The sequence below is a fragment of the Fictibacillus gelatini DSM 15865 genome (assembly GCF_000430745.1).
Taxonomy (GTDB): domain Bacteria; phylum Bacillota; class Bacilli; order Bacillales; family Fictibacillaceae; genus Fictibacillus_A; species Fictibacillus_A gelatini.
The window spans coordinates 79,847-92,222 of record NZ_AUMP01000016.1 but is presented as its reverse complement, the minus strand read 5'-3'; the positions used below and the strand labels follow the sequence as shown (position 1 = coordinate 92,222).

Sequence of the window (12,376 nt, the reverse complement as noted above, 5' to 3'; positions counted from 1 at the left end):
ATAGAAAATGTTACAGCCAAAAAAAGGAGGAGAAAACATGATTGAGACTTTTTACAAAAATATACAGGAAGAACAAGAAGATTATTTCGCAGAAATTTGCCTCGATTTTTTTAACGAGCGCCTGAGAGTGGACGATTATCGGGGAAACATTCCTTCTCTTTTGGGAAAAATCAAATCGTATGTCAACGCCCATCAGTTTACGAAAGTCATCATTAAAGCAAGGCAGGAACATGTCCAATTATTTTTAAAAAATGGGTATCAACCCGAGGCTTTGTTCAAAGATTATTTTAACGGAAGTCACGCAGTGGCGATGACGAAATATTTTACAAATGAACGAAGAAAAAGTGAATATTGGATGGATGAAGACGAACTTCTTGAAAAGGTATCGGCACTTCCGTTAAAAAAAGATGTGCCGCTATTGCCTGAAAACTATCATTTGCGGCTAGCCGAAACGAAAGATGCAGACGGTCTTGCTAAACTTTACGGAGAAGTCTTTGAAATTTACCCAACTCCGATGAATGATTCAACGTATATAAAAAAAATGATGAATGACGGCACTCTCTTTTATATTGTCGAAACAAACGGCCAAATTGTAAGCGCTGCCTCGGCGGATATTAACTATACGTACCACAATGCAGAATTGACGGACTGCGCGACACTTCCTGAACATCGCAAATTTGGGTTAATGAAAGTATTGATTGCCAGTCTGGAAGAGGAATTAAAAAAACGGCAAATCTTTTGCGCATATTCGATAGCGCGTAGCTTATCATTTGGCATGAATGCCGTTTTTCATCAAAGAGGCTATGAATATACTGGAAGAATGGCGAAGAACTGCAAAATATTTGATAAATGGGAAGATATGAATCTATGGGTAAATGACCTATCTCAAAACTAAGTGCTCAAAATTCGGCATCGCCTGACAAAAATTCGGCAACTAGTTGAAGCAGGAGAGGGGATGGGGCATGTTCAACGAATCAATCGAGACAAATGCAATGTTGAAGGCAATTTTGCAAACGATCGACGAAGGGATTCATGTTGTCGATTCAAATGGAATTACGATTTTTTACAATGAAGTGGCGGCAAGCCATGACGGATTAACGGTCAATGACGTTCTCGGGTCTCATGTACTCGACGTATTTCCTTCATTAACAAAAGAAACGAGCACGCTCTTAAAAGTCATTCAAACGGGTATTCCGATCATCAACCAGCAACAATCGTATACAAATAGTAAAGGAAAACGAATCGATACTGTTAATACGACATTGCCGATTAAAGTGGATGACGAGTTGATCGGGGCTATTGAAATTGCGAAAGATTATACGCAAATTAAACGGCTGTCTGAAAAACTATTAGATATGCAAGCGATGATGGCCCAAAAAGACGGAAAATCGGTGAAAAAAGAAAATGATGCGCACTTTCACCTTCATGACATCATCACTATTCATGATGACATGGAGAAATTAAAGAAAACGGCACAAAAGGTATCTTCGACGTCTTCCCCGATTCTTGTGTATGGTGAAACCGGAACGGGGAAGGAGCTGTTGGTTCAGGGCATTCACAATGCATCGCCGCGCCGGGCAAAGCCGTTCATTGCACAAAACTGCGCGGCTATTCCTTCTACATTGCTTGAAGGGATTCTATTCGGTACGACGAAAGGGAGCTTTACCGGTGCGGTTGATCGTGCAGGTTTGTTTGAACTAGCAAATGAGGGAACCCTATTTCTTGATGAATTAAATTCCATGCCGCTCGACATCCAGGCAAAATTGTTAAGAGTTTTGCAGGAAGGCGTCGTTCGGAGGGTCGGCGCATCGACAGGAAAACTGATCGATGTCAGGGTCGTTGCCGCTTTAAATGAAGAGCCTGAATGCTGTATTGAGAATAAAACATTGCGCCAGGACTTATATTACCGTTTAAACGTTATTTATTTTGAGATTCCTCCATTGCGCGATCGCAAGGAAGATCTTCCCGTTCTTATTGATCATTTTATCGAAACGTACAATGTTCGTTTTCATAAAGCGATAGAGGGAGTGGACGAGGAAGTTCTCGAGCTATTCGACAGCTATCACTGGCCCGGAAATATAAGGGAACTGAAACATGCCATTGAATTTGCCATGAACATGGCAGAGAAAGACGGAATGATCCAAATGGAGCACATACCGGGGCATATTTTAAGGGATAACAAGGGAACGAAAAGAAAAAAAAGTTTTTCACCGATTCGGCCACTAAGGGAGGTGCTGCGAGAAAAAGAGGATGAACTCATTTCTAGAGCTCTATCAGAAACCGGGGGCAATATTCAGCAGGCTGCAAAACTATTAAAAATACCAAGGCAAACTTTACAATATAAAATTAAAACAAAATAACCGCCGAATTTTCGGCGGTTATTTTGTTTCATTCTAACTGTTTCCCGAAAACAAAACTGGTGCATATGCTGTAAAAACAAGAAGATGCGGGATTTTTCAATATTGGCACAAAATTTGCATTAGAATAAAAATGAAAAATATTTAGATTACAGGGAGGGTTTTACACATGCCTATCGTAAATGGATTATATACGCCAAAAAGACATTGGAAAGATATTGAACTATGGAAAGATGTTACGGATGAACAATGGAATGATTGGTTATGGCAATTGACTCACACCATTCGCACATTGAAAGATTTAAAAAAGGTTGTCAATTTAACGCCAGAAGAAGAAGAAGGTGTGCGAATTTCGACAAAAACGATTCCGCTTAACATTACGCCTTATTATGCATGGCTAATGGATAAAGATGATCCACGCTGCCCAATCCGTATGCAGTCTGTCCCGATCGGCAAAGAAATTTTAAAAACGAAATATGATCTCGAAGATCCGCTTCATGAAGACGAAGATTCACCGGTTCCAGGATTGACCCATCGCTATCCGGACCGCGTCTTGTTTTTAGTAACCAACCAGTGCTCAATGTATTGCCGTTATTGTACGAGAAGGCGCTTTTCCGGCCAAATTGGAATGGGCGTACCGAAAAAGCAACTTGATGCTGCGATCGAGTATATCGCCAATACTCCGCAAGTTAGAGATTGCTTGATTTCTGGCGGTGATGGCCTTTTAATCAATGACAATATTCTCGAGTACATTTTGAAGAAGCTGCGCGCGATTCCTCATCTTGAAATTATCCGAATTGGAACCCGCGCACCGGTTGTATTCCCGCAACGGATAACTGAAAACTTATGCAATATTTTAAAGAAATATCATCCGGTCTGGCTTAATACACACTTTAATACATCGATTGAAATTACAGAAGAATCAAAGAAAGCGTGTGAAATGCTGGCAAATGCGGGTGTCCCTGTGGGCAACCAATCGGTTATTCTTGCTGGTATTAACGATAGCACCCATATTATGAAAAAACTAATGCATGACCTGGTGAAAATTCGCGTACGCCCTTACTACATTTATCAATGTGACTTATCAGAGGGTATCGGCCACTTTAGAGCACCGGTTTCAAAAGGGCTTGAAATTATTGAAGCGCTTCGCGGCCATACTTCCGGCTATGCCGTACCGACATTTGTCGTTGATGCCCCTGGAGGCGGAGGAAAAATTGCGCTTCAGCCAAACTATTTAATTTCACAAAGTCCTGACAAAGTTGTATTACGGAATTTTGAAGGTGTAATCACCTCTTATCCAGAACCGCAAAATTATAAGCCGCATCAGGCGGACGCTTATTTTAACGAAGTGATGAACATTAAAGAGCAAGAACCAGCAATCGGCATTACAGCATTGATGAAAGATGAAAAGTTCAATCTCGTTCCTGAAGGGCTAAAACGGCTTGATCGCCGAAAAGCTTACGCGGAAAATCCGGAGCACCATACGTTAAAAGATAATCGCGAAAAACGTGATCAAATGAAGGAAAGAAAATATCAGGCTGAACGTGCAAAAGAATCACAAGAAGTTGAAAAACAAGCGTAGGAGGTTATCCATGTTTTGTGAATGGTGCGAGTCAAATAGCGCAAAAGAAACAACGAAGACCGGTTATTGGGAACTTCCGGATGGCAGCCGTGCCATTGAAATCAATGATATTCCTTCCGTTTCCTGCGAGGGGTGCGGAATGGAATATCAACCAGATACAATTATTGACCAAATTGAAGATCAACTGATGTTAATTGATACGAAAAGCCTTAGTCAAACGATTACATTTAATGAATTGATGAACCAGCCGCGATTACTAAAGAAAAACTACTTTAAATTTGACTAATGTAGGGGTGCTTTAGCCACTCATCATTTAAGAAGGGAGGGACCCAGCATGAGGAAGAAAACACATCTCATTAAACCAGTTTTAGATGCAGAATATCCTACAATCAGTTATGGAAAAGGGATTTATCTTTATGATATCGAGGGAAAGCAATATATCGATGGGTCATCCGGTGCAATTACGGTCAATATCGGCCATGGTGTAGATGAAATAGCAGAAGCGATGTATAACCAGGCAAAACACGTATCTTTCGTTTACCGTTCCCATTTTACAAGCGATGCCGCAGAAGAATTAGCAAAAAAACTTGCCCAGTGGGCTCCCGGGGACCTTGAGTGGACGTTTTTTGTAAACAGTGGGTCTGAGGCGACAGAGACGGCACTAAAGGTGGCGATTCAATACTTTCAGGAGCAAGGAATCACGACAAAGACAAAAGTATTATCAAGAAGAACAAGTTATCATGGCATTACCCTGGGAGCTCTGTCAATGTCGGGGCATCCGCTAAGAAGGAGCCGTTTCACTTCTCTTTTAGAGGATTTTCCGGTTGCCCCCGCGCCTTATTGCTATCAATGTCCGTTAAAAGAAAGTTATCCAGGTTGCGGGGTAAGGTGTGCCGATGAGCTCGAGGCAGCGATTCAGAGAATTGGGCCGGAAAATATTGCCGCGTTTATTTTCGAACCAGTAATCGGCGCATCAGGAGGAGCGATTGTTCCGCCGGATGAATACCATGCAAAAATTATAGAAGTTTGTAAGCGCTATGATATTTTGACCATTGCGGATGAAGTAATGACCGGCATGGGCAGGACAGGTAAAATGTTTGCCGTTGACCATTGGGATATTGTTCCCGATATCATTACGCTCGGAAAAGGATTGAGTTCCGGCTATACACCGATGGCCGCAACCATTGTCTCTGAACGAATCATAAACGTCATAAAAAACGGCTCAAAAGTTGTCATGAGCGGGCACACGTTTAGTGCGAACCCGCTGTCGGCCGCAACATGCCTTGCTGTACTTCAATATATGGATCACCATAATCTTGTTCAAAATGCACAAGAGCAAGGCGAGCTGTTACTTAACGGATTAAAAAAACTTGCTATGAAATATCCAATTGTCGGAGATGTACGCGGAAAAGGATTGTTATGCGGATTAGAACTCGTAAAAGATTCTTTTACAAAAGAGCCGTTTCAGCTTTCAGACGGAATTACAGAAAAACTCATTTCGCTTTGTTTTAAAAAGGGATTAATCATCTACCCGGCAGTTGCCGGAGTAACAGGATTTAGCGGTGATTCCGTCATTCTCTCTCCACCGCTCGTCATAACAAAAGAGCAAGTGAAAGACATATTGGATATTTTGGAAGAAGCGATTATTGAACTTACGGAGCAATTGATCGATTCCGGAATATATCATCATCATAAGGCTTCAAGTTAATTCTAAATCAGGCTGGTGGTTAAATTGGAGAGAAATCAATCGGCATTAAATAAACAGATATCAATCGATGAAGCAATGAAACACTTTCGGGATGGGATGACATTAATGATTGGCGGTTTTGGCGGAGTCGGGGCTCCGCCAACCTTGATTAATGCCATTCTTGAAAAAGGAATTAAGGATATTCATATGATCAGCAATGATACAGGCTTTCCCTGGATTGGACCTGGCAAATTAATCACGGAAAAAAGGGTGAGTCGGTTAATTGCCTCTCATATTGGATCAAATCCGGAAGCGGGCAAACAAATGCAAGCGGGAGAGTTGGAAGTTGAATTTGTCCCTCAAGGAACCCTTGTCGAGAAGATGCGCGCAGGGGGCATGGGGCTAGGCGGAATATTAGTCGATGTAGGATTAGGAACGGTTGTTGAAAAAGGGAAAGAAAAAGTTTTCATCGCCGAAAAAGAATATATGATCGAACCTTCATTAACGGCAGACGTTTCAATTGTTTATGCCCAAAAGGCCGATGTTTATGGAAATTTAATCTATGACAAAAGCGCTCGAAATACGAATCCGCTTGTAGCCATGGCAGGCAATATTACCATTGCGGAAGTAGAAGAAATTGTTCCGGCGGGTAGTCTCGATCCCGAATGCGTCATCACGCCGGGTGTGTACGTTGATTACATTGTTCAAAGCAAGGGGGTAGACTGGAAATGGGTCTGGGAATTGAATCAAGAAAGCAAATAGCGCGCCGGGCGGCACTTGAAATTGGCCAAGGAATGACGGTTAATTTAGGAATCGGCATTCCGACGCTTGTGGCTGACTTTATTCCTTCTGAACTTGGCGTCATGCTTCATACCGAAAACGGAATTTTAGGCATGGGGCCATCGCCTGAAGAAGGAAAAGAAGATGGCAACCTTTCAAACGCCGGCGGCTATCCTGTCACAGTCATTCCCGGGGCCTCCTATTTTGACAGCGCCACAGCCTTTGGCATTATTCGTAGAGGGCTACTTGATATCACGATACTTGGGGCGCTTGAAGTGAGTGAGAAAGGGGATATCGCCAATTGGATTGTACCCGGAAAGCGGGTTCCTGGCATGGGCGGAGCCATTGACCTTGCCCAAAAGGCAAAAAAAGTCATTGTATTGATGAACCATACGGATAAAGAAGGAAATCCGAAAATCGTCAAAGAATGCAAACTACCGTTAACCGTAAAAGAAGGCGCACATATGATCATAACCGAACGTGCGGTCATTGACTGTGCGGATGGTAAGTTAATGTTGCGGGAAGTAATGTATCCGTACACCGTAGAAGAAGTGGTCGCTTCAACGGGAGCGCCATTGACAATTTCTGAAAATATCAAGGTGTTTCAATAGTTTACATAAAAAGAGGTGAGGAGATGAAAGAGCAAATTCAGCATTGGATAAATGAGCATCGTCATGAAGCCGCAACATTTTTGCAACAATTAGTTCAACTTGACAGCGTGCAAGGAAATGAAGCCGAAATCCAAAAAAAAGTAGCAGAGAAACTGGAGTCTATCGGCCTTGAAGTTGATTTTTGGCATCCGGATGGTGATGAATTTATTAATCATCCTTATTTTTGTGCGACGAGAACGGACTTTTCCACCAGCCCGAATGTAGTCGGCGTCTGGAAGGGAACAGGCGGCGGAAAATCACTTGTTTTAAACGGTCACATTGATGTAGTTCCTCCCGGGGATATGAAGCAATGGTCGGACGATCCATATAGCGGCAAAATCGAAGATGGCAAGCTCTATGGAAGAGGATCGACCGACATGAAGGGCGGAAATGTTTCCCTTCTTCTTGCCATTGAATGTTTAAAAGCGATTGGCGTTCAATTAAAAGGAGATCTTATTTTCCATAGTGTAATGGAAGAAGAAAGCGGAGGCGCGGGCACGTTGGCTGCCATTTTAAAAGGATATACAGCAGATGCCGCACTCATTCCTGAACCGACAAATATGAAAATCTTCCCTGCCCAGCAAGGATCGATGTGGTTTCGCATTGATGTAAAAGGCCGCTCCGCCCATGGAGGAACCCGCTATGAAGGGGTGAGTGCGATCGAGAAAGCGATGAAGGTAGTCGATTCGATTCTCACCCTTGAAAAAACAAGGAATGAACGAATAACTGATCCACTTTATAAAAATGTTCCTATTCCGGTTCCGATCAATATCGGGAAAATTTCCGGAGGCGATTGGCCATCAATGGCACCAGACCTTGTTACATTAGAAGGCAGGATCGGCGTCGCTCCGGATGAAACGTTGGAACAAGTAAAAAAAGAACTGGAAGAAGCAGTTTCCTCCATTCATGATGACTGGCTGAGAGAACATCCACCTGAAGTTGAATGGTTTGGCGCACAATGGCTTCCTGGAAAAATTGATGTTGAACATGAATTGATGCATATTTTAATGAAGCGGTATCGCGACATTTGCGGATCTGAACCTGTGATCGAAGCATCGCCATGGGGAACAGACGGCGGATTGTTAACGAATGTCGGTAATACGCCTTCAGTCGTTTTCGGGCCTGGTGTAACGGCTTTCGCTCATTATCCGAATGAATATATAGAACTAGAAAACGTATATCAAGCAGCGGAAATTATTGCGCTTACCATTATCGATTGGTGCGGGGTGAAAGAATAGTGAAAAGGCTGGAACAATTATTAAAACGGAAAGACTTGAGTGTGCCGAGAGGCCCTTTTAATACGATCCATTCCTTTGTTGAAAGAGCAGAAGGAGCGGTAATGGTCGATGTTGAAGGAAAGGAGTATATCGATTTTGCCGGGGCGATCGGCACGTTAAACGCCGGGCATTGCCCGCCTAAAGTGGTGGAAGCACTGAAAGATCAACTGGATAAATACATTCATCCGTGTTTTCACGTTATGATGTATGAACCGTATATTGAACTCGCGGAAAAATTAAATGAAATTACTCCGGGCAATCATCATAAAAAAACCTTTTTTTTAAACAGCGGGGCTGAAGCGGTTGAAAATGCGGTCAAAATAGCAAGAAAATATACAGGCAAGAAAGGAATAATTTCGTTTGAACGCGGCTTCCATGGCCGGACGTTACTCGCCATGTCTTTAACAAGTAAAGTGAAACCGTACAAATACGGATTCGGCCCTTTTGCGCCAGATACGTATAAAATGCCGTATCCGTATTATTATCGCGACGGCCGAACATCCGATGAAATGGATGAGGCGATTTTAAACCAATTTGAAAACTTCTTTTTAGGAGAAGTGCCTTCTGATGAAATTGCCGCTATTCTATTAGAACCGGTTCAAGGGGAAGGCGGATTCGTCATTCCATCGAAAAAATTTGTTCAAGGGATCCGGCGAATTTGTGACCAACATAATATTTTGTTGATTGCTGATGAAGTGCAAACCGGCTTTGGCCGAACGGGTAAAATGTTTGCAATGGAACATTTTGATGTCGTCCCAGATCTAATGACAATGTCGAAATCGATTGCGGCCGGCCTTCCGATTTCAGCGGTCACGGGACGCGCGGAAATTATGGATACACCGGCTCCAGGCGAAATTGGTGGAACATACGGTGGAAGCCCGCTCGGTTGCGTCGCTGCCCTTAAAGTGATTGAGATGTTGGAAGAAGATGGTCTGATCGAACGGGCGAACATGATCGGCGAAAAAGTAATGGAAACGTTTAGAAAATGGGAAGAACGTTTCGAGTTTATCGGAAACGTGAGAGGACTTGGCGCCATGTGTGCTCTTGAAGTTGTCAAAGACCGAAAAACGAAAGAGCCGGATAGCGATCTGACGAAAAAAATCATTAGCACGTGCAATGAAAACGGAGTTGCCGTCATGGGTGCCGGGCTTTACAGCAATGTCATCCGCATTCTTTCACCGCTTGTTATTACCGACGAACAATTGGAAAAAGGCTTGAACATAATGGAAGAACAGCTATTAAAGATCAATCCGCGAGTTTCTTTTTAACCGCGGGATTTTCAAATGATAAGATGAACAGGCTTGCTGTTCATCTTATTTTAATGGATTATTTTCTGCCCGCTTTATAAACATTTCCTCTTCGCCTACCACACCACAAACGGCACATTGAACCATAATCTTCGATCCTTTGTACGGCAAATGGAAAGGGTCTAGTGGCTCGTCTTTTTCGTAATGATGAACGACTTCGCCTGAAGAAGGGTCAAGTTTCACTGCCGATGCATTTTGTTCGATAATGTTAAACCGCATTCGATTCGTTTTGCAGTTCGGACATAAATAAGGGTGAGTCATGTTTATACGCCTCCTTAAGATTATTTTCCCCAGGGCCGAGGAAAATTATGACATCAAAAGCTAAAACGGATGATGATTAATTTTTACGAATCGACAAATGATAATAATAAGGGGGGATTCCTAATGGGCAGAACAAAACCGGCGAATGCCAATGCGATGAGAAACAACAATGCAAAACAGATGGAGAAGCGCTCAGACACTGAATTTGCTTCTTACGCAGAAGTCGAAGTAAAGAAAATGCACCATGGCAAAAAAACAAAATAAGGGCTGTTTACATTTCTAAAAAAACGAGTTATAATAAAGACCTGCGATGTTAGTAACTCTGAACTGTCTTAAACCGATGTAAATAATAAGGGAATTCTAAATGACTGTCATTACATCGTGCCTCCAAACACGGTAGAGGAAGATGGAAACACAGCTGCGAATACCCACCTGTGAGAACGGGTTTATAAGACAATAAGAGTTACGGCTGAGCGGGTATACATACAATCGACGACCATTGTTTAACGCAATGGTCGTTTTTTTGTATAATCGCGGTTTTTAATGATAGTTTGGAGGATATTAAGATGGAATTAAATGAAGAAACGTTTATTTTAATAGATGGCTTCAATTTATTGAGCAGGTGCTATTTTGCAACGGCTTACGGAAAAGAACTCCATGAATTACAAAGGAATTCACGGGGGCTATTTATTAACGGCCTGCGGACTAAAATGCAAAAACTAGTGCAGCTTATCAAAAATTATAACCCGACTCATATGGCGATTGCCTGGGATGTAAAAAGGGAAGAAACGATCAGAAGGCAGAAGTTTCAACAATATAAAGGAACGAGAAATGAATTGCCGGAGCCACTTATAGAACAATATGAAACAGCCATTTCTTTATTTGAAGCAATAGGAATACCGCAATTTACGATTCCAAAATATGAGGCAGATGACATTATCGGAACATTTGTGTCACGCTGGCGAAAGGAAAAAACGGGTGAATGCATCATTTACAGCAATGACAGAGACTTGCTTCAGTTGTTATGTGAACAAACATCCCAAATTATCGTTTCAAAAAGGGAAGAACAAAAATATACAGTCAATCATTTTAGGACGGAGTATGGAATTGAACCGTCACAATGGGTTGATGTGAAAGCGCTCCTTGGCGATAAAAGCGATAACATTCCAGGAGTCATGGGAGTTGGTGAAAAAGCAGCATTGCCGTTAATCCAGCAATATGGCTCGGTCGAAGGAATCTATAAAAATATAGAAGAACTTGACCAAAAATATAAACGTTATTTGAAAAAATTGATTTCAGGCAAGGAAATGGCATTTTTAAGCAAAGAATTATGTGAGATATATAACGATGTTCCAACGATCACTCAGCTAAATTTGGATGAATGCAAATTAAATCTCGACAAAGAACAAATGAAGCAGGAGTTTTTAAAACTGGAAATAAAAGTGAAAGTGGGCTAAAAATTTGCCCACTCTTTTTCTTTACGTTTCATAAACCATTGTTTGATCGGCAGTTCAGATAAGATCATTCCGATCAGTATTAAGGAACAGCCGATGACCGCCCTGGCGCCAAGCGTTTCATTATTCCATAAAAGGCCGGCAAATGCCGCAAAAACCGGTTCCATAGAAAAAATTAAAGCCACTCTTGTCGGCGTCGTATAGCTTTGAAAGTATGTTTGCGCTAAAAAAGCGATGGCGGTCGCGAACAAGGAAGTGACGATAAGAGCGATCCACACTTCTTTCTTGCCGAGAATCGCAGGCTGGAAAATGTTTTTCCAATTTTCAAGAAAGAGGCTGGACAGCGCACTTAAAATAGCTACTGTAAGTAATTGCACGATCGTAAGCAGCATGGCAGGATAGGAATTCGCATATTTTGCTGTTAAAATAATTTGCAGGGCAAAGGAAATAGCGCCAATTAATACAAAAAAATCGCCAACATTTAAATGAAAACTGTTTCCAATAGTAAGCATGTATAAACCGGCAACGGCAAGCACGACACTAATAGATGCCGGGACCGTTAACTTTTGTTTAAAGAAAAATACGGATAAAACGGGTACGAGCACGACGCTTAACCCGGTAATGAAGCCGGCTTTTGATGAGCTTGTGTACAATAGTCCCAACGTTTGAAACCCGTAACCTAAGTATAGCCAGAACCCGATGGCAATTCCTCTAAAAATGAGTGGTTTCGAAAGGGTGTTGAAAAGGGATTTGTTAAATAAAAGAACCCAACCTGCTAAAAATACAGTAGCAATAAAAAAACGGACGGCATTAAAGGAAAACGGCTCTAGAAAAGCAATGGCGTTTTGGACGATAACGAATGTAGTTCCCCAAATAAATGCAACAAATAATAAACTTCCATCCGCAACAATTGATTTTTTCAAGTTATCACCTTATTTCTATGATGGTTATGATGGTTGTCCGTTCCTCTTCCTTTAAAACCTAATATTCATTATTATAATGAATCATTCAAAAAAAGGAA

The 12,376-nt window shown here is 41.9% G+C and carries 13 protein-coding genes and 1 other RNA gene; 12 read left to right on the top strand and 2 right to left on the bottom strand.

Features of this window, described 5'->3' with window-relative positions; all coding sequences use genetic code 11:
• The first annotated feature begins 37 nt into the window (after positions 1 to 37).
• From ablB to gabT, 9 genes are all read left to right on the top strand, one after another.
• Entirely contained in the window at positions 38 to 895 is an 858-nt protein-coding gene (ablB, locus tag H538_RS0111495) for a putative beta-lysine N-acetyltransferase (RefSeq protein ID WP_026677730.1), read from the top strand.
• 67 nt (positions 896 to 962) lie between these two features.
• A complete protein-coding gene (locus H538_RS0111490) occupies positions 963 to 2,360 on the top strand; it encodes a sigma-54 interaction domain-containing protein (RefSeq protein WP_026677729.1) in 1,398 nt (465 codons plus the stop codon).
• Positions 2,361 to 2,526: 166 nt separating this feature from the next.
• The gene (gene kamA, locus H538_RS0111485; RefSeq protein WP_407636387.1) at positions 2,527 to 3,939 is read left to right on the top strand and encodes a lysine 2,3-aminomutase; all 1,413 of its coding nucleotides are present in this window, start codon (positions 2,527 to 2,529) and stop codon (positions 3,937 to 3,939) included.
• A gap of 10 nt (positions 3,940 to 3,949) precedes the next feature.
• Positions 3,950 to 4,225 carry a YokU family protein gene (locus H538_RS0111480; RefSeq protein ID WP_026677727.1) on the top strand — a complete coding sequence of 92 codons (276 nt, stop codon included), beginning with the start codon at positions 3,950 to 3,952 and terminating at the stop codon, positions 4,223 to 4,225.
• A 48-nt stretch (positions 4,226 to 4,273) separates the two neighbouring features.
• Complete coding sequence (locus H538_RS0111475) at positions 4,274 to 5,647, top strand: aspartate aminotransferase family protein (protein ID WP_026677726.1); 1,374 nt, start codon at positions 4,274 to 4,276, stop codon at positions 5,645 to 5,647.
• Between the two features lie 24 nt (positions 5,648 to 5,671).
• The gene (locus tag H538_RS0111470; protein WP_026677725.1) at positions 5,672 to 6,388 is read left to right on the top strand and encodes a CoA transferase subunit A; all 717 of its coding nucleotides are present in this window, start codon (positions 5,672 to 5,674) and stop codon (positions 6,386 to 6,388) included.
• Positions 6,355 to 7,017, top strand: a complete 663-nt coding sequence (locus tag H538_RS0111465; RefSeq protein WP_026677724.1) for a 3-oxoacid CoA-transferase subunit B — start codon at positions 6,355 to 6,357, stop codon at positions 7,015 to 7,017. Before H538_RS0111470 ends, H538_RS0111465 begins: the two co-directional genes overlap by 34 nt.
• Positions 7,018 to 7,040: 23 nt before the next feature.
• Positions 7,041 to 8,294 carry a peptidase gene (locus tag H538_RS0111460; RefSeq protein ID WP_026677723.1) on the top strand — a complete coding sequence of 418 codons (1,254 nt, stop codon included), beginning with the start codon at positions 7,041 to 7,043 and terminating at the stop codon, positions 8,292 to 8,294.
• Positions 8,291 to 9,601: a 4-aminobutyrate--2-oxoglutarate transaminase gene (gene gabT, locus H538_RS0111455; protein WP_407636393.1), complete on the top strand. Its 1,311-nt coding sequence runs from the start codon at positions 8,291 to 8,293 to the stop codon at positions 9,599 to 9,601. Before H538_RS0111460 ends, gabT begins: the two co-directional genes overlap by 4 nt.
• A 45-nt stretch (positions 9,602 to 9,646) precedes the next feature.
• On the opposite strand, the gene H538_RS0111450 is transcribed toward gabT, so the two are convergent.
• Positions 9,647 to 9,901 (bottom strand): hypothetical protein, encoded by a 255-nt coding sequence (locus tag H538_RS0111450; protein ID WP_026677721.1) that lies wholly within the window; start codon positions 9,899 to 9,901, stop codon positions 9,647 to 9,649.
• 123 nt (positions 9,902 to 10,024) lie between these two features.
• On the opposite strand from H538_RS0111450, the gene H538_RS26455 reads away from it, so the two are divergent.
• The 3 genes from H538_RS26455 (at position 10,025) to H538_RS0111440 (ending at position 11,358) form a co-directional block, all read left to right on the top strand.
• Positions 10,025 to 10,165 (top strand): hypothetical protein, encoded by a 141-nt coding sequence (locus H538_RS26455; protein WP_169729204.1) that lies wholly within the window; start codon positions 10,025 to 10,027, stop codon positions 10,163 to 10,165.
• A gap of 35 nt (positions 10,166 to 10,200) precedes the next feature.
• Positions 10,201 to 10,385, top strand: a non-coding RNA gene (gene ssrS / locus H538_RS25535) — 6S RNA.
• A gap of 82 nt (positions 10,386 to 10,467) precedes the next feature.
• Complete coding sequence (locus H538_RS0111440) at positions 10,468 to 11,358, top strand: 5'-3' exonuclease (RefSeq protein ID WP_026677720.1); 891 nt, start codon at positions 10,468 to 10,470, stop codon at positions 11,356 to 11,358.
• Here H538_RS0111440 and H538_RS0111435 read toward each other — a convergent pair.
• A complete protein-coding gene (locus tag H538_RS0111435; RefSeq protein ID WP_026677719.1) occupies positions 11,355 to 12,278 on the bottom strand; it encodes a DMT family transporter in 924 nt (307 codons plus the stop codon). The genes H538_RS0111440 and H538_RS0111435 overlap by 4 nt on opposite strands.
• Positions 12,279 to 12,376: the final 98 nt, after the last annotated feature.